This window comes from Rhodococcus rhodochrous (assembly GCF_900187265.1).
In the GTDB taxonomy this organism is placed as follows: domain Bacteria; phylum Actinomycetota; class Actinomycetes; order Mycobacteriales; family Mycobacteriaceae; genus Rhodococcus; species Rhodococcus rhodochrous.
Window position 1 is genome coordinate 1,089,732 of record NZ_LT906450.1, and the last position, 24,960, is coordinate 1,114,691.

A 24,960-nucleotide genomic window follows, 5' to 3' on the forward strand; every position below is an offset into this window, starting at 1 on the left:
CGGCGGACGTTATGTGAGTGGCATCACAGTGCAAACCGGGGCAAATTGGGACATGCCCCAGCGGCCGGCGTCCCAAACACTGTTTTCCGACACGTCACGAGTCTGTTGCATCGCGGCAGCGTGGGATCCGGTGTCAGCGGGCGAGTGGGTACCTGTCATCCTGAACCGAGTGCTCCGCTCGAACGTGGCGCCCGCCACGTTCCGGGAGGAGAACTGCGAAGTCGTTCCCGGACCAACGCGCGCGTGACCTGTGCCACATGGGACTGCCGCGCGTGATCCGCGGCCCGGCCGAGAAACTAGAGTCCGAAACGACCCGCTCGATACCCCGGAGCGGGCGTGAACGCAGACGAGACGGTGAGCAGATGGATCTCTTCGAATATCAGGCGAAGGAACTCTTCGCCAAGCATGACGTGCCGACGTCGGCCGGCCGTGTTACCGACACTGTCGCCGGTGCCCGCGAGATCGCGGAGGAAATCGGCAAGCCGGTCATGGTCAAGGCCCAGGTCAAGGTCGGCGGCCGCGGCAAGGCCGGTGGCGTGAAGTACGCCGCCACCGCAGACGACGCGCAGACCCACGCCGAGAACATCCTCGGCCTCGACATCAAGGGTCACATCGTCAAGAAGCTCCTGGTCGCCGAGGCCAGCGACATCGCGGAGGAGTACTACATCTCCTTCCTGCTCGACCGCACCAACCGCACCTACCTGGCCATGTGCTCGGTGGAGGGCGGCATGGAGATCGAAGAGGTCGCCGCCACCAAGCCGGAGCGCCTCGCCAAGGTCCCCGTCGACGCCGTCAAGGGTGTCGACCTCGCGTTCGCGCGCGAGATCGCCGAGAAGGGCCACCTGCCCGCCGAGGTCCTCGACGCCGCAGCCGTGACCATCCAGAAGCTGTGGGAGGTCTTCGTCAAGGAAGACGCTCTCCTCGTGGAGGTCAACCCCCTCGTCCGCACCCCGGACGACCAGATCCTCGCCCTCGACGGCAAGGTCACCCTGGATGCCAACGCCGACTTCCGTCAGCCCGGCCACGCCGAGTTCGAGGACAAGGACGCCACGGATCCCCTCGAGCTCAAGGCCAAGGAGAACGACCTCAACTACGTCAAGCTCGACGGCGAGGTCGGAATCATCGGTAACGGCGCCGGCCTGGTCATGTCGACCCTCGACGTCGTCGCCTACGCAGGCGAGAAGCACGGCGGCGTCAAGCCCGCCAACTTCCTCGACATCGGTGGCGGCGCCTCCGCGGCCGTCATGGCTGCCGGTCTCGACGTCATCCTGAACGACGCTCAGGTCAAGAGCGTGTTCGTCAACGTCTTCGGTGGCATCACCGCGTGCGACGCGGTTGCGAACGGCATCGTCAAGGCCCTCGAGATCCTCGGCGACGAAGCCAACAAGCCGCTGGTCGTCCGCCTCGACGGCAACAACGTCGACGAGGGTCGCCGCATCCTCGCCGAGGCCAACCACCCGCTGGTCACGGTCGTCGCCACCATGGACGAGGCTGCCGACAAGGCGGCCGAACTCGCCTTCGCAGCGAAGTAAAGGGACACACAGAACAATGGCAATCTTCCTTACCAAGGATTCCAAGGTCATCGTCCAGGGCATCACCGGCGGCGAGGGCACCAAGCACACCGCGCTCATGCTCAAGGCCGGCACCCAGGTCGTCGGCGGCGTGAACGCCCGCAAGGCCGGCACGACGGTCTCGCACACCGACAAGGACGGCAACCCGGTCGAGCTCCCCGTCTTCGGCTCCGTCGCCGAGGCCATGAAGGAGACCGGCGCCGACGTCTCGATCGCGTTCGTTCCCCCGGCCTTCTCGAAGGACGCCATCGTCGAGGCCATCGACGCGGAGATCCCGCTGCTCGTGGTCATCACCGAGGGCATCCCCGTGCAGGACTCCGCCTACGCCTGGGCCTACAACGTCCAGAAGGGCAACAAGACCCGCATCATCGGCCCCAACTGCCCCGGCATCATCACCCCGGGTGAGTCGCTCGTCGGCATCACCCCGGCGAACATCGCCGGCAAGGGCCCGGTCGGCCTCGTCTCCAAGTCGGGCACCCTGACCTACCAGATGATGTTCGAGCTGCGCGAGTACGGCTTCTCGACCGCCATCGGCATCGGCGGCGACCCGGTCATCGGCACCACCCATATCGACGCCATCGAGGCCTTCGAGAAGGACCCGGAGACCAAGGTCATCGTCATGATCGGCGAGATCGGCGGCGACGCCGAGGAGCGCGCGGCCGATTACATCAAGGCCAACGTGACCAAGCCGGTCGTCGGCTACGTCGCGGGCTTCACCGCTCCCGAGGGCAAGACCATGGGCCACGCCGGCGCCATCGTCTCGGGCTCCTCGGGCACCGCTCAGGCCAAGAAGGACGCTCTCGAGGCGGCCGGCGTGAAGGTCGGCAAGACGCCGTCCGAGACCGCTGCGCTCGCTCGCGAGATCCTGCAGTCGCTCTGATCCTGCAGTCGCTCCGACAGCAGCGGCACCTTCCGTGCGCGCCTTCCGGTGGCTCCGGCCATCGGGAGGCGCGCACGCGCCGTTTCAGGTGTCGATCCAGTCGATTCCCGCAGGTTCGAGCCCTCCCACCCCGGACGTCAACGACGCCACCCAGCCCTCCAGTTCGCTCCGCTCGCGCCCCGCGACGGTGAGGACCACCCGGTCCGCATAGGCCACGTCGAGCACCGCGACGCCGCGCCCGCGCAGTTCCGCCTCCACGCGACCCGCCTCGCCGTGATCGATCGCGAGGGTGAACTTCTCCTGCTGTCTGCGCTCGACGAGGGGCGCCTCGTCCAGTGCCGTCGCGACCGCACCCGAGTACGCGCGCACCAGCCCGCCCGCGCCGAGCTTGATCCCTCCGAACCATCGGGTCACCACCACCGCGACGTTCACGAGATCCCGGTGGTGCAGGACCTGCAGCATCGGAATGCCGGCCGTACCGCCCGGCTCACCGTCGTCGCTCGACCGCTCGGCGCGCGCCGACGGGTCGTCACCCACCACGAACGCCCAGCAATGGTGTCGGGCATCGGGATACAGTCGGCGTTGTTCGTCGACGAAGGCGAGCGCGGCGTCGGCCGTGGCGACACGACGAACCGCCGCGAGGAAACGCGAGTGCTTCACCTCCGTCTCGACCACGACGTCGGGACCCGGGGCGAGAGTGTGCGGCATGGACCCCATTCTCTCGGGTAGTCCCTAGGCTGTTGACTGCAGGACGAGTGACCGACCCACACCGATCGACGGCAGGAGAATCGATGACATTCCCCGCAGGCGCATCCACCCAGAGCAAGGTGGTGCCGTTGCTGCTGCCACTCGCGGTGGCCGTGCTCGGTGCCGTGAACTTCCTGCTCGGCCTCACACCCTTCGTGAACATCACCTTCGGCTCCCAGGTGGCACTCACGTCGTTCGATTTCGGCTTCGCCGTCGTGCCGCTGGCCTTTCTGCTCTTCGGCGGTGTGAGCGCGGCACTGTCGCTGCTCCCCGGCCAGGACCTGCGTGCGGTGGCAGTCGCGGCGTCGGGCGTCGGTTTCGTGACGTCCCTGTTCCAGCTGTTCCACCTGCCCGAGGACACCGGGATCGCGTGGGGCGGCGTGACGATCCTCGTCCTCGGTTTCCTGCAATTCGCGCTGGCGCTCGTCGGGCTGCTGTTCGGCCTCGGCATCCTCGTGTCCGGCCGGTCGGGGGAACGGGGTTCCTTCGGTTCGGCGCAGGGCGCCGGGCAGTACCAGGGATTCGGGACCGGTCCGGGAACCGGGCAGCCCCAGGGCTTCGGTTCGCCGCAGGGGTACGGCCCGCAGGGATACGGCCAGCCCTACGGCGCGCAGCAGGGAGTCACCGGCGGGCAGTCCCAGTTCGGTGCGCCCCACCCCGGCCACCAGGCCTATCCCGGACAGCAGACGTCGGGGGAGTACTCCGGTGCCCAGCAGTACTCCGGTGCGCAGCAGTACTCGGGTGCCCAGCAGTACCCGGGTGCTCAGCAGTACGGCGGACAGCAGTTCGGCGGAGCCCAGCAGTTCCCCGGGGCACAGCAGTACGGCGGGTCGCAGTATCCCGGTGCCCAGCAGTACGGCGGGGGAGCGCAGTATCCCGGTGCCCAGCAGTACTCCGCCGGCCAGCAGTACACGGGTGCGCAGCCGACCCAGCAGTATCCGGTCCAGGAACCGCACGGAACTCAGGACCCGACGGACCACACCGAAGCCCGGGCGGACGACACAGCGTCCGATGCCGACACGACGGGTACGGAACGTCGCGAGGAGACCGGGACCACTGCCACAGGCGACCAGGACGCGACGCAGGCCTTCCGCGCACCGGACGACCAGCGGTGATCGGCGCGCCTGACACCACGATCGCCGTGTCGGTGACACTCTCGAACCGATGACTTCGACGCTCGGCCGGTCCACCCGGCACGTTCCCACCGACGACGACAGCCTGGACCCGGAACGGTTCCGCATCCTGCTCGGCACCGCGGCCCGCGTGCCGGCGGTGACGCTCGCTGTCGTGGCCACCATCGTGGTGACGACGATGGTCGTGGCCAACAGCGACCTCACCGGCATCTACGCCGCGATCGCCGGCACATGGCTGGCGCTGCACCAGGTGACACTCACGATCGACGGCACGTCGCTCGGTGTGCTGCCGCTGCTGCCCACCGCCGTCCTGGTGTGGCAGGCGGCGCGCGGATGTGCGTCCGCGGCCGACGCGCTCGTCGAGAACAGCGGATACGCCCTCGATCGTCAGGACATCTCGCGCATCACCGTCGCCGTCCTCGCGGGCCCGCTGCTGGTGACCGCGGCGTCGCTGATCGTGCTGCAGGACGCGGCGAGTGTGCTGCCGGTGACGCCCCCGAACGCGGCTGCCGCCCTGGCGTGGGTCACCGGCATCTACCTCTTCGCGGCCCTCATCGGCATCGGCTCCCGCGTGTGGAAGCCGCTGGTGCGCTACTACGCGGCGCCCGACTGGCTCGTGCTGGCCTTCCGTCCCGCACTGCGGGTGCTGCTGGGGCTGTTCGCGCTCGGCGGGCTGGCGGTCGTCGCCGGATTGCTGTGGTCGTGGAACGTCGTCGGTGAACTGCTCGCGCGCGGGGACCACTGGACCGGCGTGCTGGGTCTGACGGTGATGTCGATCCTGTACCTGCCCAACGTCATCATCGGTGCCGCTGCCGTCCTGGCAGGCAGCACCGTGCATTTCGGCGACATCCATCTGAGCCTGTTCGAGGCGACGGGTGGCGACCTGCCGGCACTCCCGGTGCTCGCGGCGGTCCCCTCGGGCCCGGCCGCGGCGTTCTGGCCGGTGCTGCTGGCCGTTCCGGCGACGATCGGTGCGCTACTCGGCCGTTTCGCCGCGCAGCGGACCCTGCAGGCGAAGGCCGACGGTGCCCCGGTGGGCAGCGCCGACGCGGCATGGACGGTGCTCGCTGCCGCAGCGGGAGCCGGACTCGTCACGGCGCTGGCGACCTGGGTCGCGGGCGGCCCGCTCGGCGTCTTCGGCACGGTCGGCGCCAACTGGTGGCTCGCCGGAATCCTCGTCTTCGCCTGGTCGGGCCTGCTCGGCATCATCACGGCCCAGCTGCTCGTGTGGCGTGAAGGACGACTCGCCGCGGCGGCGCTGCGCGCCGACACCGAGGTGGGCGAGGAGACCCCGGAGGATGCGGCAGATGCGGCCCGGGCCGACGACACCGCCGACGGAGAGACCGACGCAGAACTCGAAGTGGCCGAGAACGAGACCCCGGCACTCGAGGCTCCCGCGTCGGAGGACGCCGAGGTCGAGGAGGAATCCTCGGTCGAGGACACCGATCTCGACGAGAACGAAGCCGCCGCAGGCGACGCGGACGAGGACGCCGAGGACGGTGCGTCCGACGCGGACGACGACGCGGAGAGCCCCGACGAGGACGCGGATGCGGACACCGACGACGTCATCGACGCCGAGGTGGTCGAGGTCCTCGACGAGGATGATGCCGAGGACGACAGCGAGCCCGACGAGGAGGTCGCGAACAAGGCCGAAAAGGGCGCCGACTAGGCTCTCCTACGGCCGGTCGATCGGCCGACCCACCTCGACTTCACAGGAGTGGACCCTGACTGCCTCGCGTGACCAGCTGCCGCCCACCGCGCCGGCGCGGCTCGTCGTCCTCGCCTCGGGCACGGGCAGCCTCTTGCGTTCGCTGCTCGACGCCACCCGGACCGACGGATATCCCGCGACGGTCGTCGCTGTCGGTGTCGACCGCGAATGTCCCGCCGAAGGGCACGCCGCCGACGAAGGCATCCCGTCGTTCCGCGTCGCCTTGCGCGACTTCGAGGACCGCACCGCGTGGGATCGCGCGCTGACCGACGCGGTCGCCGCCCACGAACCCGACCTCGTGGTGTCCGCGGGCTTCATGAAGATCCTGGGTTCGGCCTTCCTCGAGCGGTTCGCCGGCCGCATCATCAACACTCATCCCGCGCTGCTGCCGTCGTTCCCCGGCGCGCACGCCGTCGCCGACGCCCTGGCCTACGGCGTCAAGGTCACCGGTTCGACGGTGCATCTCGTCGATGGGGGAGTCGACACCGGGCCGATCCTCGCGCAGGAAGCCGTGCAGGTGCTCGACGACGACGACGAGGACACCCTGCACGAGCGCATCAAGGTTGTGGAGCGACGGCTGCTGGCCGAGATGGTCGCCGCCGTCGCCACCCGTGGAGTTGTTTCCGATGGACGAAAGGCCGTGATCCCCGGTGACCGAACGTAAGACTGTGCGCCGCGCGCTGGTCAGCGTGTACGACAAGAGCGGGCTGGTGGAGCTGGCGACAGGGCTCCACGCGGCAGGTGTCGAGCTGGTCTCGACCGGCTCCACGGCCAAGACCATCGCCGACGCAGGCGTGCCGGTGACGAAGGTCGAGGAACTGACCGGCTTCCCCGAGTGCCTCGAAGGTCGGGTGAAGACCCTGCACCCGCGCGTGCACGCCGGCATCCTCGCCGACACCCGCAAGCAGGACCACCTCGACCAGATCGCCGATCTGGGCATCGAGGCGTTCGAGCTCGTCGTCGTGAATCTCTACCCGTTCACGCAGACGGTCGCCTCGGGTGCGAGCCCCGACGAGTGCGTCGAGCAGATCGACATCGGTGGCCCGTCGATGGTGCGTGCCGCGGCGAAGAACCACCCGTCCGTCGCAGTCGTCGTCGACCCGGCCGCCTACGGTGATGTGCTCGCCGCCGTCGAGGGTGGCGGTTTCACCCTCGAGCAGCGCAAGCGTCTTGCCGCGCAGGCGTTCCAGCACACTGCCGCCTACGACGTCGCCGTCGCGAGCTGGATGAACAGCGGTTACGCGACGCCCGAGGGCGACGAGTCGCAGTTCCCGGCGTGGACCGGCGCGACCTGGACCCGCTCGAATGTCCTTCGCTACGGCGAGAACCCGCACCAGGCCGCAGCCCTGTACGTGAACGAGGCCGGCGAGCCGGGGCTCGCGCAGGCCGAGCAGTTCCACGGCAAGGAGATGTCCTACAACAACTACCAGGACGCCGACGCCGCCTGGCGTGCCGCGCACGACCACAGCGAGCCGTGCGTCGCGATCATCAAGCACGCCAACCCGTGCGGCATCGCGATCGCCGACGACATCGCCACCGCGCACCGCAACGCGCACGAGTGCGACCCGGTCTCGGCCTTCGGTGGCGTCATCGCCGCCAACCGCGAGGTGAGCGTCGAGATGGCCGAGCAGGTCGCCGAGATCTTCACCGAGGTGATCATCGCCCCGTCGTACGCCGACGGCGCCGTCGACGTACTCTCCCGCAAGAAGAACATTCGCATCCTGCGCGCCGATTCACCGAAGTCGGCTCCGGTCGAGATCCGTCAGATCTCCGGCGGGTTGCTCCTGCAGGAGCGCGACGTGCTCACCGCGGACGGCGACTCCACTGCCAACTGGCAGCTCGCGTGCGGCGAGGCCGCCGACGAGGCCACACTGCGCGATCTCGAATTCGCTTGGCGTGCATGCCGTGCTGTGAAGTCCAACGCGATCCTGCTGGCCTCGGGCGGCGCGACCGTCGGTGTCGGCATGGGCCAGGTCAACCGCGTCGACTCGGCGCGGCTCGCCGTGACCCGTGCGGGCGATCGGGTCGCCGGGTCGGTGGCCGCGTCCGATGCCTTCTTCCCGTTCGCCGACGGTCTGCAGGTGCTGACCGAGGCCGGCGTGAAGGCGATCGTGCAGCCGGGTGGCTCGGTGCGCGACAACGAGGTCATCGAGGCCGCCCGCGAGGCGGGCGTGACGCTGTACCTCACCGGCGCCCGGCACTTCGCGCACTAGGGAACGAACCACAGACGCGCGGCACCCGCGCGCACCGTCGCTCAGGCGGCGTGCGCGTGGGTGCCGTTGTCGTGTGCGGTGTGTTCGACGGTGTGCTTGCCGCGACCCTCGGAGATGACGAGCTTGGCAGCGCCACGGTCGAGCAGCTCGCGGATGAGATCCGCGGAGGCGGCGCCGCTCTCGGTACCGCCGACCCGGCTCAGGTCGATGGTGATGGCGTGACCGGTGAGGTCGTCGGGCAGTTCGGTCGACACGGTGCCGCCGGATTCGATTCGCAGTTTCATGGTGTTTCTCCTGTCGAGGTGATCTTGTATGGGTCGCGGTCGGGGATAGAGAAAGGGCACCCGGGGCGTATGTGCCCCGAGTGCCCGAGAACGAGTCGTCGTGTGACTTCTATTCTCGGGATCGCTCCGCCGCGAAGTGGAAGAAGAAGTGAGAAAACGGTACGGAACAGCCGGCTACGTACATCTGCTTGTATCGCATCGGACCGTACCTTCCTCGTGTGAACCAGTTGGTTAACGGATGACCATACACGAACAACGCGGAATGGACATTTGTTATTTCTGCGTCGTCCGTCGGCGGGGTGTGACGCTCAGCCCCTCAGCTTGTCGAGCCACGCCCCGAAACCGAATGTGAACTCGTCGGAGAAAGGCAGGTCGGCGACGTAGTCGGCGCCGGTCGACTGCTGGTCGCCGATGTCCTTGAGCACGTGGTTGGTGCGCGTCATGTGCAGCGACGTCAGGCGGGTGTGGACGAGTGCCGCGTCGAGCGCGTCGACGTCCTCGACCCGTACCTGGATGTCCTTCGACGAGACCGTGGTGAGCACCGGCAGGTCGCCGGCGACCTGTGCGGCGAGCATCCGCGGATCGAGCGCGTCCTCCTCGGCGAGTGCCTTCGCGTTGGCGGGGACGAGCCCGGCATTGCGCAGCGGCTCGGGGAGTGCGTCGCTGAGAGTGCCGTCGGCGCGGAGCGACTCGACTGCGCCCGTGAGCGCGACCCGCAGTTCGTCGGCGATCTGGACGGGCAGCTGTCCCGCGGCGACGACGGCGTCGAGTTGTGCGTCGATCTGGGCGGTCAGCAGGTCGAGCAGACGCACGGCGAGCGGTTCGAGCAGACCGAGACCGGCGATCGAGTCGTTGTCCTGGGCGAGCGACAGCGCGATCAGCGCGCCCTCGCTGTGCCCGACGACGTAGAGCCGCTTCGGGTCGACCCCGCGCTGCGAACCGAGGAAGGCGAGCGCGTCGGAGGCGTGGTCGATGAACGTCGAGAAGCCGAGATCGGCGACGTCCTCGACGCTGTACGGGCCGAGACCGGTCGTGCCGCTGCCGAACTTGTCGTAGCGCAGGCTCGCGAAGCCCTTGCGTTCGAGCACGTCGGCGAGGTGCCGCAGGGTGCCGATCGATCCGGGGAGCAGTGCGCTGTCACCGTTGCGGTCGGTGGGGCCGCTGCCGGCGAGCAGCAGGACGGCGGGCACCGGACCCCTCATGGAGACGGGTACCCGCAGACTGCCGTGCAGGGTCACGTCGCCGCTGGAAAAGGTGATCTCGGTGTCCGACATGTCATGTGTCTATCAGAAGTCGCCGGGTCGGCCCGTATCGAGGGCGCCCCGGTGTGGCGCCGGTTTCGTCCGTGCCGTGCGGGCGCGGCGCACCCGCCGGTAGCCCCGCACGCCGAGCCATCCGAACAGCGCCAGCAGGGGGATGACGAGCAGGGGAGCGAGCAGCGAGATCACCGACGTGACGAACGAGGTGACGCTCTCGACGATCGAGAGCACGGGATTGCCGAAACCTGCGGTGGTCGCGGTGCTCGCGACCCGCGTGCCCGTCTGCGCCGTGCTCACCGCCAGGGCGGTCGGGGCGCCGATGACGATGCCCGCGAGCGCCGCCATCGCGGGATCGAGACTCGCGAACGCCGCCCACGCGGCGAGCGCACCCGCGACGGGCCGTGTGACCGTGCCGACGGCGGACAGGGCGTTGTCCACGAGCGGCACGAGGTCGGCGACGACCTCCACGACGGTGGCGATCGCCAGGGCGACGAGCGCCGAGGTGGACCCGAGCCACTGCATCGATTCGTTGAGGACCACGCCGAAGAGTTCGAAGTGGACCGCGGCCGACAGGAGCAGCAGCGGCAGGAAGGTGCGCAGCCCGGTGGCGGCCGCGAGCCCCAGCCCGAGCAGGGCCGCCAGGATCCAGGTGTCCATGCCGCGAGTGTAGGCGGACCGGTCGCGTGATCGCGGATGCCGAAACGGCGGTTCGGTCGTACCTTGGGTGGGGTGACGTCACCCACACCGCGCCCCTCCACGGTCGGCGAGCTCCGCGCCTCCGGCCACGTGCAACGGTCCGTCAAGGACGAGATCCGGCACAACCTGCTCGCTGCGCTGCGCGACGGTACCGATCCGTGGCCCGGCATCCTCGGTTTCGAGGACACCGTCGTCCCGCAGCTCGAACGCGCCCTCATCGCCGGCCACGACGTGGTCCTGCTCGGCGAACGCGGCCAGGGCAAGACGCGCCTGCTGCGCACCCTGCCGCTGCTGCTCGACGAATGGACCCCGGTCATCGCCGGCTCCGAACTCGGCGAGCATCCCTACGAGCCCATCACCCCGGCGTCGATCCGCCGGGCCGCCGAACTCGGCGACGACCTGCCCGTCGCGTGGCGGCACCGCAGCGAGCGGTACGCCGAGAAGCTCGCGACGCCCGACACCTCGGTCGCCGACCTCGTCGGCGACGTCGACCCGGTGAAGGTCGCCGAGGGGCGCAGCCTCGGCGACCCGGAGACGATCCACTTCGGTCTCGTGCCCCGCGCGCACCGCGGTATCGTCGCCGTCAACGAACTGCCCGACCTCGCCGAACGCATCCAGGTGTCGCTGCTCAACGTCATGGAGGAACGCGACATCCAGGTCCGCGGTTACACGCTGCGCCTGCCCCTCGACGTGCTGCTCGTCGCGAGCGCGAACCCCGAGGACTACACGAACCGCGGTCGCATCATCACCCCGCTCAAGGACCGTTTCGGCGCCGAGATCCGCACGCACTACCCGACGCGGCTCGAGGACGAGATCGCCGTCATCGAGCAGGAGGCGCACCTGCAGGCCCGCGTACCGGAGTATCTCTTCGAGATCCTCGCCCGGTTCACGCGCTTGCTGCGCGAATCGACCTCCGTCGACCAGCGTTCCGGTGTCTCGGCGCGGTTCGCCGTCGCCGGCGCCGAGACCGTCTCGGCCGCGGCCCTGCACCGCGGTGCGGTCCTCGGCGAGGACGATCCGGTCGCGCGTCCCGTCGACCTCGGCACGGTCGTCGAGGTGCTCCGCGGCAAGGTGGAGTTCGAATCCGGCGAGGAGGGAAGGGAATTCGAGATCCTCGACCATCTCCTGCGGCGTGCCACGGCCGAGACCGCCCGCTCGCGACTCGCGGGCGTCGACCTCGGGCCGCTGGTCGCGGCCGTCGAACAGGGCGATCCGGTGGTCACCGGTGAGCGGATCACCGCGAAGGTGCTGCTCGACGAACTGCCCGAACTGCCCGTCCTCGACGCCGTCGCCGAACGGCTGGGTGCCACCGACACCGGAACCCGAGCCGCGGCAGTGGAACTCGCCCTCGAAGGTCTGTACCTGGCGCGGCGCATCGCCAAGGACACCGGCGACGACGGCTCGGCGGTGTACTCCCGATGAGCAGGTCGGCCCGCTACGGTCCGTATGCCGGGGGCGATCCGCTCGCCCCACCGGTGGACCTGCGCGACGCGCTCGCCGCGATCGGCGACGACGTCATGGCCGGCGCGTCACCCAAGCGCGCCCTGCGGGAGTTGCTGCGTCGCGGGCACGACGGCATGCGCGGCCTCGACAAGCTTGCCGCGCAGGCGAACCGGCGCCGACGTCAGCTGCTCGACCGCACCAACCTCGACGGCACCCTGCGTGAGGTGCGCGAACTCCTCGACCGCGCCGTGCTCGAGGAACGCAAGGAACTGGCCCGAGCCCTCGACGACGACGCGCGGTTCGCGGAGATGCGGATCGAGGAACTGCCGACGTCGACGGCGCAGGCCGTGCAGGAACTCGCCGACTACGACTGGCGCAGCGCGCAGGCCCGGCAGGACTACGAGAAGATCCGCGATCTGCTCGGCCGGGAGATGCTCGACCAGCGCTTCTCCGGGATGAAGCAGGCGCTCGAGGGGGCCACCGACGAGGACCGGCAACGCATCTCGGAGATGCTCGAGGACCTCAACGATCTGCTCGACAAGCACTCCCGCGGTGAGGACACCGAGGAGGACTTCGAGCAGTTCATGGCCCAGCACGGCGAGTTCTTCCCGGAGAACCCGCAGAACGTCGAGGAACTGCTCGACTCCCTCGCCCAGCGGGCTGCGGCGGCGCAGCGGCTGCGCAACTCCCTCACCCCCGAGCAGCGCGACGAACTCGACGCGCTGGCCCAGCAGGCGTTCGGATCCCCGGATCTGATGAGCCAGCTCGACCGTCTCGACGGCCACCTGCGTGCCGCCCGTCCCGGCGAGGACTGGACCGGCTCCGAGCAGGTGCGCGGCGAACAGGGCATGGGTCTCGGCGAGGCCACCTCGGCGCTGCAGGAGTTGTCCGAACTCGACCAGCTCGCCGAGCAGCTGTCGCAGCAGTACGCCGGGGCGTCCCTCGACGACATCGACCTCGACGCGCTCGCCCGTCATCTCGGTCCCGAGGCCGCGGCCGATGCACGTACTCTCGCCGAACTCGAGAAGGAACTGCAGCGGCAGGGCTTCTTCGACCGGGGCGCCGACGGGCAGTGGCGACTGTCGCCCAAGGCCATGCGCCGACTCGGCGAGGCGGCCCTGCGCGACGTCGTCAATCGCATCTCGTCGCGCACCGGGCAACGAGAGTCGCGGCGGGCGGGTGTGCTCGGCGAACCGACCGGCGCGTCGAAGGCATGGGAGTTCGGTGACACCGAACCGTGGGACGTCGTGCGGACCCTCACCAACGCGACCCTGCGCAGTCCCGGTCTGCCGGTGCGGATGTCGGTGCAGGACGTCGAGGTGATCGAGACCGAACAGCGGACGCAGGCGGCGGTCGCGCTGCTCGTCGACACGTCGTTCTCGATGGTCATGGACGGTCGTTGGGTGCCGATGAAACGCACGGCCCTCGCACTGAACCATCTCGTGTCCACGCGCTTCCGCGGGGATGCGCTGCAGCTCATCGCGTTCGGCCGGCACGCCCGTGTGGTGTCGGCGTCCGAACTCGCCGGGCTCGACGGCGTCTACGAGCAGGGCACCAATCTGCACCACGCACTGATGCTCGCGGGTCGTCACCTGCGTCGTCATCCCAACGCGCAGCCGGTGGTCTTCGTCGTCACCGACGGTGAACCCACCGCCCATCTCGAACCGGACGGCTTCGCGGCCTTCGACTATCCGCCGAGCGCACGCACTCTCGGGTTGACGGTGCGCGAACTCGACCACATCGCGCGGCTCGGAACCCAGGTGACGATCTTCCGCCTCGGCAGCGATCCGGGGCTCGCGCGGATCGTCGACGTGCTGGCACGTCGTGTCGGGGGACGGGTGGTCGCGCCCGACGTCGACGGTCTGGGAGCGGCGGTCGTCGCAGACTACGTGCGCGCTCGTCGGAGGTCCTGAGCACTCAGCGTCGCACCGACCGCCAGGTGGTCGCGGCGGCGGTGGACAGCAGGACAGCGGTCACCCAGAAGATCGACGCGACACCGGCGACCCCGGCGATCGCACCGGCAACCATGGGCACCGCGACCTGCCCGAGACGGTTGCCGGTCAACCGCACGGCCAGCGCCGACGCGCGGTCGACCGGTGCGACGAGTTCGACCACCCACGTCATCGTCAGGGGTTGGCCGACACCCCAGAACATTCCGCACACGGCGAGCAACGCGCCGATGACCCACGGGTTCGGCACGAGCGGCAGCAGCGCGACCGGCACGATGGTCCCGGCGGTCGCGGAGACGAGCAGCCACCTGCGCGGAATGCGGCGCAGTGCCCACGGCAGCAGGGCACGCGAGACGATCGATGCCACGGTGCGGGCGGTGAGCAGGATCGATACCAGCAGCACACCGAACCCGAACTGTTCGCCGAGCAACGGCAGGTAGGCCACGACGAGGTCGACCGAGGCGAGGACCACGAGGCTCGACAGCATCGCGGGCTTCATGCCCTTCGTCCCGAGCATCGACAGGATCGACTGGGGCGCGCCGTCCTCCGCGGTGCGGCCGGATCCCGGCGGCTCGCGCAATCCCAGCACGAGCGGCAGGGAGAGCAGCGAGACCACCGTCATGACCAGCAGTGCGCCGGTGGTCTCCACGGATCCGTTGCCGTCACCGGTGGTCGCGGCGATCACACCGGAGACGGGCACGCCGACGGCCTGCCCGACCGACACACCCAGCGTGAGCCCGGCGAACCCGCGATCCAGTTGACCCGGCGGCGACAGGATCGACACGAACGCCTGCCCCGACACCGTGACGAGCAACTGCCCGAGACCGAGCACGACGTTGCCTGCGGCCAGCACGAGCAATCCCGAACTGAGCGCGATCAACCCGGCGCCGACCGTCGTGACGACGATGCCCGAACGCAGAATGGCGGTCGCGTGCCCACGGTCCACTGCGCGCCCCATCCGCACCGCCGCGATCAGCGGGACGATGGCGTAGAGCGCGGTGACGGCACCGATGGTGGTCGCGTCGCCGCCCAGCGCGAGGATCCGGTAGGAGACCAGGACGCGGATCGACTGGAATGCCGCGTGCAGCAGGGCCGTGGACAAGCACAGGTACAGCAGCCAGTGACGCGGAGGATGCGGCATACGTCAGGCGCCGGCCGTCACGACCCGGTCGCCCAGCGGCGACTGCAAGGGGACCTCGAGGGTGCCGACGACGGCGACCATGATGCACATGCGGTCCTGCATCTCCGGCAGCGTGCCGCCGAGGAGCGTCACCGTCACCGTGTCGTCCGTTTCGGTGACGGTCGCGTCGACGCCGAAGCACTCGGGGGTGCCCGTCTCGAAGTGCAGGGCGATCCGGTCGTCGCTCACCCGCGACCACGACAGGATCGTCAGCGGATGCGCGTCGACGATGTCGGGTCGCGGCGAGAACGCCGTCGCCCCTGCCGGAACCGGTTCCTCGGGCAGTGCCGGGACGTCCGGTGTACTCGACCCGCAGGCCGCGATGAGCAGGCACATCGCGAGGACGGTGATTCCCCGGCAGGCACGGACGACGGAACGCATGGCTCCCACGGTATTCCCGTGTCGCGTGTTCATCACGCCAGCAGGGCGGCGGTCACGCCGATCGCAGGGATGGAGGCGAGGGTGGTGACGAGCGCGGCGTCGCGGGCGAGCACCGTGCCGCGACCGTAGGCGCCGGCGTAGACGAAGACGTTCTGCGCGGTGGGAAGAGCGGCGACCACCACGACCGCGAACAGGGCGTGGCCGTCGAGGCCGAACACGAAACGCCCCATCAGATACGCGAGCACGGGCTGGGCGAGGATCTTGAGAAACGAGGCGAGCGCGATGTCGCGGCGGGGGCTCGTGCCCTTCTCGAGCACCCGGACACCCTGCAGCGACAAGCCGAACGCGAGCAGCGCACCGGGCACCGACGCACCGCCGAGCAGATGGAACGGCTGCAGCAGCGCTTCCGGGGGCGTCCATCCGCTGATCGCGATGGCGAGCCCGGCCGCGGCGGCCAGGACGATGGGGTTCTTGAACGGCGCGAGCAGAGTGTCGAGGCGCGAGACCCCGGCGCGCATCGTCGACAGGTCGAGCATGGTCAGCGCGATGGGGGAGAGCACGACGATCTGGAACAACAGCAGCGGCGCGACGAACGAGGCGTCGCCGAGCACGAAGACCGCGATGGGGATGCCGAGATTCGCGGAGTTGACGTAACCGGCGCACAGCGCGCCGATGGTCGCCTCGGGAACCGCACGTCGCAGCCAGAGTTTCGCGACGACGAAGTGCACGATCGCGACGGCGAACGCCGTGGCCGCCGCGATGTAGAGATTGGGCGAGAAGATCACCGAGAGGTCGGACGTCGCGAGCACGTCGAACAGCAGCGCGGGGGTGGCGACGAAGAAGACGAGCCGGCTGAGCACCGTCTGCGCCTCGTGCCCGAGTGTGCCCATGCGCCCCAGCGTGAAGCCGATGGCGATGATCACGAAGATGACACTGAACCCCGCGATCACACCCGACACGGTTGCCTAGTCTAAGGACCCTGTGGATGAGTTTCTGAGGCAGGCGCCCGGAGTGCACTTCTTGTCGATCGAAGCCGAGATTTTCGACGACAACTGCGCACTCGGGAACGTTCATCCACAGGGCGACGATCCAGGGTTCCACGTTGAGCGGACGTTGTGCAGGCTTCCGCCATGGGGGAATTCGACGAGCCGTTCAACGGCACCGACGCGCTGGCCGGGAAGTGCCTGACGCCGTACCGATTGCGGGCCATGCGTCGGCTGCATCGCGACGTGTACATCCATCCCGACGCGGAGATGACGGCGTTGCGGTGTGCGCGTGCGGCCTGGCTGTGGGCGCGAGGCGGTGGCGTACTGGCGGGACTGTCCGCCGCCGCCGTGCACGGCAGCAGGTGGGTCGACGGCCGCTCACCGGCGGAGCTGTTCCGGACCGGGAGTCGCCGCGGCACGGCCGGGGTGCGGGTGCACGGCGATGCCGTGCTCGAGGAGGAGATCTGCGAGCGCGACGGGATGTCGGTGACGACTCCCGCGCGGACCGGTTTCGACCTCGCGCGATGGCTGACACCCGCGCGAGCCGTCGAACAACTCGATGCGTTGTGCCGGGCCACCGGTCTGGATCCGGCGGACATCCTCGCCGTCGCCGAGCGGCACCGCGGAGAGCGCGGTCTTCCGCAGGTGCGCGCGGTCGTACCCCGCGTGGACCCCGGCGCCGAGTCTCCACCCGAGACCAGGGTCCGCCTGTTGCTCGTGAACCACGGATTACCGGCGCCCACGACCCAGGTGCCGATCGTCGACGAGGGCAGAGTGATCGGTTGGGCCGACATGGGGTGGCGTGAATGGCGCACTGCCGTCGAGTACGACGGGGTGCACCACTGGACCGACGAGCGGCAACGCACCAAGGACATCGAGCGCTACGAGGCGTTCGCGTCGCTGGGCTGGTCGGTGATCCGGGTGAATTCCGAGCAACTCCGAATACGTCCGCGGACGATCGTCGAACGGGTCCGCAGGGCGCTGCGGGCTTCGGGTGCACCCGTGTGACGTGCACTTCTCGTCGAGAATCCCTCCGGATTTCGACAAGACCTGCACACATGACGACGCCGCCCCTCCCGATGGGGAGAGGCGGCGTCGGAAGCTACGACCTACTTGCTGCTGACGTAGGGGAGCAGAGCCATCTCGCGGGCGTTCTTCACCGCGATGGCGACCTGACGCTGCTGCTGCGGGGTCAGGCCCGTGACGCGACGGCTACGGATCTTGCCGCGGTCGGAGATGAAGGTGCGGAGCAGATTGACGTCCTTGTAGTCGACGTAATCGATCTTCGCCGCGAAGAGGGGGTTCTTCTTGGGCTTGCGTCCCTCGACGGCACGCGACTTCTTCGACGGACCTCGCTTGACTGCCATATCTCGCTCCTCACCGGATTCGACCTGTGGACGCCGGGTGATTCCCCTCGGCGGGCGAGCTCACCTCTTCATACGTCTCGTATCGGTCCATGGTAACGGACGGAAGGATGCCTTCCGTCCACCGGTCGAGCGTCACACCCGCTTCTCAGCGCGCTCTCAGTAGGCGCAGGCCACAATGGTGATCATGCGCATTCTGGTGGTCGACGACGACCGTGCGGTGCGGGAGTCGCTGCGCCGGTCCCTGAGTTTCAACGGATACACGGTCGACCTCGCGACGGACGGGCAGGACGCCCTCGAACAGGTCGCGGTGTCGCGTCCCGATGCGATGGTGCTCGACGTGATGATGCCGCGCGTCGACGGCCTCGAGGTGTGCCGCCGGCTGCGCAGCACCGGCGACGACCTGCCGATCCTCGTCCTCACCGCACGCGACTCCGTGTCCGAGAGGGTCGCGGGTCTCGACGCCGGTGCCGACGACTACCTGCCGAAACCGTTCGCGCTCGAGGAACTGCTCGCGCGGCTGCGGGCACTGCTGCGTCGCGCCACTCCCGATCCGGACAACTCCGCCGACGAGGTGCTGCGGTTCGCCGACCTCAGTCTCGACCCCGCGACCCGCGAGGTCACCCGTGGCGACCGGCAGATCAGCCTCACGCGCACCGAGTTCTCCCTGATGGAGATGCTCATGGCGAATCCGCGGAGGGTGCTCACGCGCAGCCGCATCCTCGAGGAGGTGTGGGGTTACGACTTCCCGACCTCCGGCAACGCCCTCGAGGTCTACGTGGGGTACCTGCGACGCAAGACCGAGGCCGGTGGGGAACCGCGCCTGATCCACACGGTGCGCGGCGTCGGGTACGTGCTGCGCGAGACCCCGCCGTGAGCGACCCGATGCGACCACCTCTTCTCCTGACCCGCTCGGTGCCGCTGCGCACCCGCGTCACGCTCCTCGCCGCCGGCGCGGTGGCGCTCGCCGTCGCCGTCACGTCCATCGCGGCCTACGCCGTGGTGTCACGGGCGTTGTACTCCGAGGTCGACACCCAGTTGCGGGCGCGGGCCGCCGCGCTCGTCGAGTCGAGCACCCTCATCACCTACGACCCGCGCTACATCGGCGGGGCCCAGCTCTACAGTTCCGACATCAGCGTCGCCCTGATCTATCCGGATCTCGGCCGGTACGTGCCGCCCGCCTCGTCGGTGCCCATCGGCGAACCCGAACTGGCCGTGGCCGAGGGCGACCGGGAGTCGTCGCTGCGCACCGTCGCCCAGCAGCGTGTACTGGCCCAGCGCATGCCCGATGGCAGCACGATCGTGATCGCGCAGCGACTGCGTCCCACGGTCGAGATCCTCAACCGTCTGGCGAGTGTGCTGTTCATCGTCGGCGGGTGCGGCGTGGTGCTCGCCGCCGCCGTGGGTGCGACCGTCGGCCGCACGGGTCTGCGTCCCGTCGCCCGACTCACCGCCGCTGCCGAGCGCGTCGCCCGCACCGACGACCTGCGGCCGATCCGGGTGACCGGCCACGACGAGCTCGCTCGTCTCACCGAGAGCTTCAACATGATGCTGCGTGCGCTCGCCGAGTCGCGGGAGCGGCAGAGCCGACTGGTCGCCGACGCCGGTCACGAACTGAAGACGCCGCTGACCTCGCTGCGGACCAACATGGAACTGCTCATCGCGGCGAGCCGGCCCGGTGCCCCGAGTCTGCCCGACGAGGACATGGCCGAACTGCGTGCCGACGTCATCGGACAGATCGAGGAGTTGTCGACGCTCGTCGGCGATCTCGTCGACCTCGCTCGTGAGGATGCTCCGGAGACGGTCTTCGAGGTCGTCGACGTCGCCGAGGTCGTGGACCGCAGTCTCGAACGCGCACGTCGTCGTCGTACCGACATCGAGTTCCGGGCGACCACCGAGCAGTGGTTCGTGTTCGGCGACCAGGCCGGACTCACCCGTGCCGTGGTCAACGTCCTCGACAACGCTGCCAAGTGGAGTCCGGCGGGGGAGGACGTCGTCGTGAACATGCGGCAGATCGCCAGCGGGCTGATGGAACTGACCGTCGACGACGCCGGCCCGGGGATCCCGGAGGAAGAGCGCGAGCTCGTGTTCGAGCGGTTCTACCGGGCGACGACCGCGCGGTCGATGCCGGGATCCGGTCTGGGACTGGCCATCGTGAGGCAGATCGTCATGAAGCACGGCGGGACGATCGCCGTCGAACGGTCGGATCGTGGCGGCGCGCTCATCCGCATCGTGCTGCCCGGCACACCCAGCCTCGACGGAGAGACACACCCCACCGAGATCGGATGAATTCGACAGCAGAATCGCGGGTACTTCTGAGGCGACTCTCAGCTGCCCGGTCCATGCTGGACGAAGAAGCGCGGAGGTGCTCGACGCACCTTCGCATGATCGGCCACCGCACGCCGACGTCGACCCGTATGCGTCCGGTGGCCCCGGCGGAAAAAGGCGAAGTGACGAATGAGTGAGGACCCCACCCGCGGCGCGGGAGCACCGCAACCGCAACCCCATCCGTACGGTCCCGGTGGCTACACCGACCCCTACGCGCAGACCCCCCACCAGCCCGGACCCCCGCCGCCGGCTCCGGGACCGAATCGCATGCCGGCCCGTTCCACCCTCGTAATCGGTGCCATCGCACTGGCGCTGGTGAGCGGCGGTATCGGTGGCGCGGTCGGCGCGTGGTCGGTACGCGACTCGTCCGGACCGGTCGTCAACTCCCTCGACGCTCCGCGGCCCGAGACACAGACGATCGCCGCCGCTCCCGAGGGCAGCGTGCAGGCCGTCGCCGACAGGGTCGTGCCGAGCGTCGTGCGCATCGAGGTCCTCGGTCGCACGGGTGCCGGTGAGGGTTCGGGTGTGGTCCTGTCCTCCGACGGATTGATCCTCACCAACAACCACGTCGTGGCGGGCGGTGGGCAGGGTGCGCGCCTGACGGTCTTCTTCTCCGACGGCTCCACCGCTCCGGCGACGGTCGTCGGCGCCGACGCGGTGTCGGACATCGCCGTCATCCGGACCGAGGGTCGCAACGACCTCACGCCCATCGAACTCGGCAGTGCCGACAACCTCGCCGTCGGCCAGGAGGTCGTGGCGGTGGGCTCGCCCCTCGGACTCCAGAGCACCGTGACGGCGGGCATCGTCTCGGCCCTCAATCGCCCCGTCTCCACGAGTGGGGACACTGCCAACCAGGCATCGGTCATCGACGCGATCCAGACCGACGCGGCGATCAACCCGGGCAACTCGGGTGGCGCACTCGTCGACATGGAAGGCCGCCTCGTCGGTATCAACACCGCGATCGCCACGGCCGGCGGACAGTCCGGCTCGATCGGCCTCGGCTTCGCCATCCCCGTCGAGCAGGCCCGGCGCATCGCGCAGGAACTCGTCGACACCGGGAAGGCGACGCACTCGATCATCGGCGTCCAGGTCCCGTCGCGGGACAACGCCTACGGCGCGCGCGTCGTGGAGGTCGTGCCCGACGGCCCGGCCGATCGTGCGGGGATCCCGAACAACGCGCTCATCGTCAGGATCGATGATCGTGTCGTCACCGACGGCGACTCGCTCATCGCCGCGATCCGCTCCCGCGCGCCCGGCGAGACCGTGAAGATCACCTACCGCACACCCGACGGCGACGAGAACACGGTCGACGTCGTGACTGCCCCGGATTCCGCCGGACGATGAGGGACGACATGGACATAGCTCACATTTCGGTACAAGAGCCGCATGCTCTCGACCCGCAAACTACCGTGGACCTCATGGAACTCGAAGCTCCCAGAAAAGGCCGCGCACTCGTCGTCGTCGTCGACGATCGCGTCTCCCACGGCGACAGTCCGGACTCCGCGGGTCCGCTCGTCACGGAGCTTCTCGTCGAGGGCGGTTTCGCGGTCGACGGTGTCGTGACGGTCGCGGCAGATGAGGTCGAGATCCGAAATGCGCTGAACACCGCGGTGATCGGCGGCGTCGACCTGGTGATCTCGATCGGTGGCACCGGTGTCACCCCTCGTGACGTGACGCCCGACGCGACCGAGGACGTGCTCGATCACGAGATCCGCGGCATCGCCGAGGCGCTGCGCTCGTCGGGCTTGGCGTCGGGTGCCGTCGACGCCGGCCTCTCCCGCGGCCTCGTCGGAGTTTCCGGATCGACGCTCGTGGTGAACCTCGCGTCGTCGCGTCCCGCCATCCGCGACGGAATGGCGACCCTGCTGCCGCTCGCGGCGCACGTGATCGAAGAGCTGTCCTGGATGGAGGAGTGACCTCATGGCCGGCGACCCTGCGGACCCGCAGGAGACCGACGAGCCCCCGGACGAGCCCGACGAGGTGACCGAAGAGGAGCGCAAGAGCCGTGCCCGGATCGATCGGGCACGGCTGGCGCGCATCTTCGGCGACGTGCTTCCCGAGACCACTCGCGACGAACGGCGGGACGACGACCCGCGCGAGGGCGGAACGGACGAATGGCTGCGACGTCAGGTACCACCTCACCACTCGGGCTCGTGATGTGTGTCACATTTGCCGGGTTGCCCTCGAGGTGATTCGAACTCGTTGTCGGTCGTAAAGAAACGGCAATGCAACATTTCGTTCAACTCGGCATGATCCACGATGTGGGACGCGCAGGCGCCGAGTGGTCGCTGAGGGCACCCTTCGGGGCACGGCGGGCGAAAGCCTCGAGTCGCCCTACCTGGGCAAACCGAAAGATGTGCCGTACAGCGCGCATGTTGTTCGGCGTGTCGGCGTGCATCGCCAACGTGTCCGTTTCGTGAACATTTTGTGTGTTCCCACGGGTCTCACGAGCCGTCTCGAGCCCTCCGCGTTACATTTCCGAGCCGTTGCTCTGGGAAAGGTCACGGTCTAATCTCCCTCTCAGGTTCAAACCGGTCGAGCCCGGGCCCTGCGGCCCGGGCTCGATCACGAATCGGTAACGCAAAACCGTGCGGACGATGGACGTAACCGACACACCGACGGCTGATCCGCCGGTGTGTTCGCTGTGGACAGCGACCCGCGGGCGACAGGGCGACCACTTGTTGTCGGACGCGGTGCGCAACCCGGCACGCAGAGAACGGATGAGGCATTCATGAAGATTCAGACGCGACGTGGCTTTAGGGCCGCCCGCAACGCCACGGTGGCGGCAGCTGCTGTGGCCGGTCTGGTTCTCGGATCGGCCGGCGCCGCAGGTGCCGAGGTCAACGACCAGAACCGGATCGTCTCCAACGGCCACGAGGTCATCGTCACGCAGGAGGACACCTTCATCAACGGTGTGCCCCCGATCGGCGGCAGCCCGCTGAGCCGTGAGTGGTTCCACAACGGCCGCGGCATCGCCAACATCGTCGGCCCCGAGGCGGCGGACTTCGAAGGCTCGACCTTCCAGTTCGGCTATCAGGTCGCGTGGACCGCCTCGCTTGACGGCGCACTCGGCTTCGGTTGGGCAAGCCCTCAGCTCGAGTTGGAGGCCACGCGCGGCATCGAGAACGTCGACCAGTTCGATCAGGTGTGGAACACCAACGATGAGGACGAGTACGTCGATTACGACGGAAACGTTGTGGAAGAGGAAGATCGCGTTCCTGCGACCGATGATGGGACGGCGGAGGGTAATCCGCTGTACATCCCCAATGGCAAGACGAGCCCTGCCCCTTATGCAGAGGACGCACTGGTCACTTCGGGTCTCCTTCCTCAGGTCACAGCTGCCATCGATCTGACTCCGGCGCCCGGCATTGAAGAAATCGTCGTCGCTGAAGGCGAGTTCGACGGTGACTTCAAGGAAGTCCAGATCGCCAACGTCCACGGTGCTGCCACGGGCGTCATCGGTCCGGTCTCTCTTCGCCCGTTCGTTCGTGTGATCACCGCTAACGGCGACAACGTCACCACCTACGGCCAGGTCTGGACTCTCTAGTCCTGCTCCGCGCCAACCCGCAGTAAATCCCCACCACCACAAACGGAGTAATCATGGGAATCAAGTCGCGTGGCTTCAAGGCCGCTCGTAACGCCGCCGTCGCAGGTGCCGCCGTTCTCGGCCTGGTCTTCGGTGCCGGTACCGCAGGTGCAGAGGTCAACGACCAGAACCGCATCGTCTCCGACGGCCTCGAGGTTGTCGTGACGCAGGAAGACACCCAGATCAACGGCGTTCCGGCTCTCGGTGGCAGCCCGTTCAACCGCGAGTTCTTCCACAACGGCCGCGGCACCGTGAACCTCATCGGTGACGGCGCTGCCGACGCCGAGGGCACGACCTTCCAGTTCGGCTACCAGTTCGCATGGGCTGCAAGCATCAACGGCGCCATCGGCGTCACTTACTCGACCCCCGGCCTGGGTATCGACTTCAAGAACGACACGACGGTCAAGGTCACCGACATCCTTCCCCAGGCCTACGCCGAGCTCGAGCTGACCCCGGCTCCGGGCATCGAGGAGCTCGTCGTCGCCGAGGGCGAGTTCGACGGTGACTTCAAGACGGTCCAGTTCGCCAACGTCCACGGCACCGCCTCCGGTGTCATCGGCGCTGTCCAGGTCCGTCCGTTCGTTCGCGCCATCACGGCCAACGGCGACAACGTCACCACCTACGGCGCTCCCTGGACCGTCTGAGAAGTAGACGTCCGGCTCACGCCGAACACAGCACGAAAGACCGGGCCCGCTCGAATCTCGAGCGGGCCCGGTCTTCTTCGTCGTCGGGCACCTACTCGATTCCGGGGTTGGGCTTGGCGTGGGCGCCGCCCTGACCTGACTGGGTGGCCTGAGCTTCGAGGATGTCGCGGATCTGGATGAGCAGGTCCTCGGCGCTGGCCTGCTTGTCCTCCGGTTCGGTGACGAACTTCTTCTTCGCCGCGTTGGCGGGCACGATGAGCACGAAGTACACGACCGCGGCGATGATGATGAAGTTGATGATCGCGGAGATCACCGCGCCGATGTTGATGAACGTCGCGGGATTGTCGCTCAGGATCTGGAATCCCCAGCCCATCTCGTTGTCGCCGCCCACCGCGCTGATGAGCGGTTCGATGATGTACTCGGTGAAGGCCGTGACGATAGCGGTGAATGCGGCACCGACCACGACCGCGACGGCGAGATCGAGGACGTTGCCCCTGAGTATGAAGTCCTTGAAGCCCTTCAGCATGGTGTGCTCCTTCTCGCGGCCTGTCCGCCGGAACCGCGCACATGAGGTAGGTCACACGGACGTCCACACGATAAACCGCGAG

The 24,960-nt window shown here is 68.6% G+C and carries 25 protein-coding genes; 16 read left to right on the forward strand and 9 right to left on the reverse strand.

The window, feature by feature from the left end:
* Positions 1 to 362: 362 nt before the first annotated feature.
* Positions 363 to 1,532, forward strand: coding sequence for an ADP-forming succinate--CoA ligase subunit beta (gene sucC / locus CKW34_RS05130; RefSeq protein WP_006553761.1), 1,170 nt, complete (start codon positions 363 to 365; stop codon positions 1,530 to 1,532).
* Between the two features lie 16 nt (positions 1,533 to 1,548).
* On the forward strand, positions 1,549 to 2,451 hold the full coding sequence (gene sucD, locus CKW34_RS05135; RefSeq protein WP_059381695.1) for a succinate--CoA ligase subunit alpha: 903 nt from the start codon (positions 1,549 to 1,551) through the stop codon (positions 2,449 to 2,451).
* A gap of 84 nt (positions 2,452 to 2,535) precedes the next feature.
* Here the strand turns inward: sucD and CKW34_RS05140 are convergent, their stop codons facing one another.
* Positions 2,536 to 3,159 carry an IMPACT family protein gene (locus tag CKW34_RS05140; RefSeq protein ID WP_059381694.1) on the reverse strand — a complete coding sequence of 208 codons (624 nt, stop codon included), beginning with the start codon at positions 3,157 to 3,159 and terminating at the stop codon, positions 2,536 to 2,538.
* An 83-nt stretch (positions 3,160 to 3,242) separates the two neighbouring features.
* Here CKW34_RS05140 and CKW34_RS24770 point away from each other — a divergent pair, with 83 nt between their 5' ends.
* Genes CKW34_RS24770 through purH form a run of 4 tightly spaced genes read left to right on the forward strand, consistent with a single transcriptional unit; the run spans position 3,243 to position 8,252 of the window.
* Positions 3,243 to 4,313: a DUF5336 domain-containing protein gene (locus CKW34_RS24770; RefSeq protein ID WP_059381693.1), complete on the forward strand. Its 1,071-nt coding sequence runs from the start codon at positions 3,243 to 3,245 to the stop codon at positions 4,311 to 4,313.
* Positions 4,314 to 4,362: 49 nt separating this feature from the next.
* On the forward strand, positions 4,363 to 6,000 hold the full coding sequence (locus tag CKW34_RS05150; protein WP_059381692.1) for a cell division protein PerM: 1,638 nt from the start codon (positions 4,363 to 4,365) through the stop codon (positions 5,998 to 6,000).
* A 55-nt stretch (positions 6,001 to 6,055) separates the two neighbouring features.
* A complete protein-coding gene (purN, locus tag CKW34_RS05155; RefSeq protein ID WP_024103172.1) occupies positions 6,056 to 6,703 on the forward strand; it encodes a phosphoribosylglycinamide formyltransferase in 648 nt (215 codons plus the stop codon).
* Positions 6,690 to 8,252 carry a bifunctional phosphoribosylaminoimidazolecarboxamide formyltransferase/IMP cyclohydrolase gene (purH, locus tag CKW34_RS05160; RefSeq protein WP_059381691.1) on the forward strand — a complete coding sequence of 521 codons (1,563 nt, stop codon included), beginning with the start codon at positions 6,690 to 6,692 and terminating at the stop codon, positions 8,250 to 8,252. Before purN ends, purH begins: the two co-directional genes overlap by 14 nt.
* A gap of 41 nt (positions 8,253 to 8,293) precedes the next feature.
* Here purH and CKW34_RS05165 read toward each other — a convergent pair whose 3' ends face one another.
* From CKW34_RS05165 to CKW34_RS05175, 3 genes are all read right to left on the reverse strand, one after another.
* Positions 8,294 to 8,536: a hypothetical protein gene (locus CKW34_RS05165; protein WP_059381690.1), complete on the reverse strand. Its 243-nt coding sequence runs from the start codon at positions 8,534 to 8,536 to the stop codon at positions 8,294 to 8,296.
* Between the two features lie 308 nt (positions 8,537 to 8,844).
* Positions 8,845 to 9,810: an alpha/beta hydrolase gene (locus tag CKW34_RS05170; protein ID WP_059381689.1), complete on the reverse strand. Its 966-nt coding sequence runs from the start codon at positions 9,808 to 9,810 to the stop codon at positions 8,845 to 8,847.
* Positions 9,811 to 9,822: 12 nt separating this feature from the next.
* On the reverse strand, positions 9,823 to 10,452 hold the full coding sequence (locus tag CKW34_RS05175) for a DUF4126 domain-containing protein (protein WP_059381688.1): 630 nt from the start codon (positions 10,450 to 10,452) through the stop codon (positions 9,823 to 9,825).
* Between the two features lie 72 nt (positions 10,453 to 10,524).
* On the opposite strand from CKW34_RS05175, the gene CKW34_RS05180 reads away from it, so the two are divergent.
* Entirely contained in the window at positions 10,525 to 11,913 is a 1,389-nt protein-coding gene (locus CKW34_RS05180) for an ATP-binding protein (RefSeq protein WP_059381687.1), read from the forward strand.
* The gene (locus tag CKW34_RS05185; RefSeq protein WP_059381686.1) at positions 11,910 to 13,847 is read left to right on the forward strand and encodes a vWA domain-containing protein; all 1,938 of its coding nucleotides are present in this window, start codon (positions 11,910 to 11,912) and stop codon (positions 13,845 to 13,847) included. Before CKW34_RS05180 ends, CKW34_RS05185 begins: the two co-directional genes overlap by 4 nt.
* Before the next feature lie 4 nt (positions 13,848 to 13,851).
* Here CKW34_RS05185 and CKW34_RS05190 read toward each other — a convergent pair whose 3' ends face one another.
* The 3 genes from CKW34_RS05190 to CKW34_RS05200 are packed head-to-tail and all read right to left on the reverse strand — an operon-like array spanning position 13,852 to position 16,403.
* On the reverse strand, positions 13,852 to 15,024 hold the full coding sequence (locus tag CKW34_RS05190; protein ID WP_059381685.1) for an MFS transporter: 1,173 nt from the start codon (positions 15,022 to 15,024) through the stop codon (positions 13,852 to 13,854).
* Positions 15,025 to 15,027: 3 nt separating this feature from the next.
* Complete coding sequence (locus tag CKW34_RS05195; protein WP_059381767.1) at positions 15,028 to 15,444, reverse strand: hypothetical protein; 417 nt, start codon at positions 15,442 to 15,444, stop codon at positions 15,028 to 15,030.
* Between the two features lie 32 nt (positions 15,445 to 15,476).
* Positions 15,477 to 16,403, reverse strand: a complete 927-nt coding sequence (locus CKW34_RS05200) for an AEC family transporter (RefSeq protein WP_174479594.1) — start codon at positions 16,401 to 16,403, stop codon at positions 15,477 to 15,479.
* A 171-nt stretch (positions 16,404 to 16,574) separates the two neighbouring features.
* On the opposite strand from CKW34_RS05200, the gene CKW34_RS05205 reads away from it, so the two are divergent.
* Complete coding sequence (locus tag CKW34_RS05205) at positions 16,575 to 17,438, forward strand: DUF559 domain-containing protein (protein ID WP_059381683.1); 864 nt, start codon at positions 16,575 to 16,577, stop codon at positions 17,436 to 17,438.
* 101 nt (positions 17,439 to 17,539) lie between these two features.
* Here CKW34_RS05205 and rpsR read toward each other — a convergent pair whose 3' ends face one another.
* Complete coding sequence (gene rpsR / locus CKW34_RS05210) at positions 17,540 to 17,797, reverse strand: 30S ribosomal protein S18 (RefSeq protein WP_059381682.1); 258 nt, start codon at positions 17,795 to 17,797, stop codon at positions 17,540 to 17,542.
* A gap of 184 nt (positions 17,798 to 17,981) precedes the next feature.
* Here rpsR and CKW34_RS05215 point away from each other — a divergent pair, with 184 nt between their 5' ends.
* The 7 genes from CKW34_RS05215 to CKW34_RS05245 all read left to right on the forward strand — a co-directional run bounded on the left by CKW34_RS05215 (position 17,982) and on the right by CKW34_RS05245 (position 24,352).
* Positions 17,982 to 18,671, forward strand: a complete 690-nt coding sequence (locus CKW34_RS05215) for a response regulator transcription factor (RefSeq protein WP_059381765.1) — start codon at positions 17,982 to 17,984, stop codon at positions 18,669 to 18,671.
* Between the two features lie 8 nt (positions 18,672 to 18,679).
* Complete coding sequence (locus CKW34_RS05220) at positions 18,680 to 20,083, forward strand: HAMP domain-containing sensor histidine kinase (protein WP_059381766.1); 1,404 nt, start codon at positions 18,680 to 18,682, stop codon at positions 20,081 to 20,083.
* 168 nt (positions 20,084 to 20,251) lie between these two features.
* Positions 20,252 to 21,466, forward strand: a complete 1,215-nt coding sequence (locus CKW34_RS05225; protein ID WP_174479593.1) for a S1C family serine protease — start codon at positions 20,252 to 20,254, stop codon at positions 21,464 to 21,466.
* Between the two features lie 74 nt (positions 21,467 to 21,540).
* Positions 21,541 to 22,038 carry a MogA/MoaB family molybdenum cofactor biosynthesis protein gene (locus tag CKW34_RS05230; protein WP_059381764.1) on the forward strand — a complete coding sequence of 166 codons (498 nt, stop codon included), beginning with the start codon at positions 21,541 to 21,543 and terminating at the stop codon, positions 22,036 to 22,038.
* 4 nt (positions 22,039 to 22,042) lie between these two features.
* Positions 22,043 to 22,279, forward strand: a complete 237-nt coding sequence (locus tag CKW34_RS05235; RefSeq protein ID WP_059381680.1) for a hypothetical protein — start codon at positions 22,043 to 22,045, stop codon at positions 22,277 to 22,279.
* 574 nt (positions 22,280 to 22,853) lie between these two features.
* A complete protein-coding gene (locus CKW34_RS05240; RefSeq protein ID WP_059381679.1) occupies positions 22,854 to 23,669 on the forward strand; it encodes an MspA family porin in 816 nt (271 codons plus the stop codon).
* 53 nt (positions 23,670 to 23,722) lie between these two features.
* Positions 23,723 to 24,352: an MspA family porin gene (locus tag CKW34_RS05245; RefSeq protein WP_059381678.1), complete on the forward strand. Its 630-nt coding sequence runs from the start codon at positions 23,723 to 23,725 to the stop codon at positions 24,350 to 24,352.
* Positions 24,353 to 24,443: 91 nt separating this feature from the next.
* Here the strand turns inward: CKW34_RS05245 and mscL are convergent, their stop codons facing one another.
* The gene (mscL, locus tag CKW34_RS05250; protein WP_059381677.1) at positions 24,444 to 24,878 is read right to left on the reverse strand and encodes a large-conductance mechanosensitive channel protein MscL; all 435 of its coding nucleotides are present in this window, start codon (positions 24,876 to 24,878) and stop codon (positions 24,444 to 24,446) included.
* Positions 24,879 to 24,960: the final 82 nt, after the last annotated feature.

Coding starts and splice junctions, on each gene's coding strand:
- CKW34_RS05230 (WP_059381764.1), top strand. CDS start 21,541: ATGGAACTCGAAGCTCCCAGAAAAGGCCGCGCACTCGTCGTCGTCGTC.
- CKW34_RS05225 (WP_174479593.1), top strand. CDS start 20,252: ATGAGTGAGGACCCCACCCGCGGCGCGGGAGCACCGCAACCGCAACCC.
- CKW34_RS24770 (WP_059381693.1), top strand. CDS start 3,243: ATGACATTCCCCGCAGGCGCATCCACCCAGAGCAAGGTGGTGCCGTTG.
- CKW34_RS05185 (WP_059381686.1), top strand. CDS start 11,910: ATGAGCAGGTCGGCCCGCTACGGTCCGTATGCCGGGGGCGATCCGCTC.
- sucC (WP_006553761.1), top strand. CDS start 363: ATGGATCTCTTCGAATATCAGGCGAAGGAACTCTTCGCCAAGCATGAC.
- CKW34_RS05165 (WP_059381690.1), bottom strand. CDS start 8,536: ATGAAACTGCGAATCGAATCCGGCGGCACCGTGTCGACCGAACTGCCC.
- CKW34_RS05235 (WP_059381680.1), top strand. CDS start 22,043: ATGGCCGGCGACCCTGCGGACCCGCAGGAGACCGACGAGCCCCCGGAC.
- CKW34_RS05205 (WP_059381683.1), top strand. CDS start 16,575: ATGGGGGAATTCGACGAGCCGTTCAACGGCACCGACGCGCTGGCCGGG.
- CKW34_RS05215 (WP_059381765.1), top strand. CDS start 17,982: ATGCGCATTCTGGTGGTCGACGACGACCGTGCGGTGCGGGAGTCGCTG.
- CKW34_RS05220 (WP_059381766.1), top strand. CDS start 18,680: ATGCGACCACCTCTTCTCCTGACCCGCTCGGTGCCGCTGCGCACCCGC.
- sucD (WP_059381695.1), top strand. CDS start 1,549: ATGGCAATCTTCCTTACCAAGGATTCCAAGGTCATCGTCCAGGGCATC.
- mscL (WP_059381677.1), bottom strand. CDS start 24,878: ATGCTGAAGGGCTTCAAGGACTTCATACTCAGGGGCAACGTCCTCGAT.
- CKW34_RS05240 (WP_059381679.1), top strand. CDS start 22,854: ATGAAGATTCAGACGCGACGTGGCTTTAGGGCCGCCCGCAACGCCACG.
- CKW34_RS05245 (WP_059381678.1), top strand. CDS start 23,723: ATGGGAATCAAGTCGCGTGGCTTCAAGGCCGCTCGTAACGCCGCCGTC.
- CKW34_RS05170 (WP_059381689.1), bottom strand. CDS start 9,810: ATGTCGGACACCGAGATCACCTTTTCCAGCGGCGACGTGACCCTGCAC.
- CKW34_RS05175 (WP_059381688.1), bottom strand. CDS start 10,452: ATGGACACCTGGATCCTGGCGGCCCTGCTCGGGCTGGGGCTCGCGGCC.
- rpsR (WP_059381682.1), bottom strand. CDS start 17,797: ATGGCAGTCAAGCGAGGTCCGTCGAAGAAGTCGCGTGCCGTCGAGGGA.
- CKW34_RS05150 (WP_059381692.1), top strand. CDS start 4,363: ATGACTTCGACGCTCGGCCGGTCCACCCGGCACGTTCCCACCGACGAC.
- CKW34_RS05190 (WP_059381685.1), bottom strand. CDS start 15,024: ATGCCGCATCCTCCGCGTCACTGGCTGCTGTACCTGTGCTTGTCCACG.
- CKW34_RS05195 (WP_059381767.1), bottom strand. CDS start 15,444: ATGCGTTCCGTCGTCCGTGCCTGCCGGGGAATCACCGTCCTCGCGATG.
- CKW34_RS05140 (WP_059381694.1), bottom strand. CDS start 3,159: ATGCCGCACACTCTCGCCCCGGGTCCCGACGTCGTGGTCGAGACGGAG.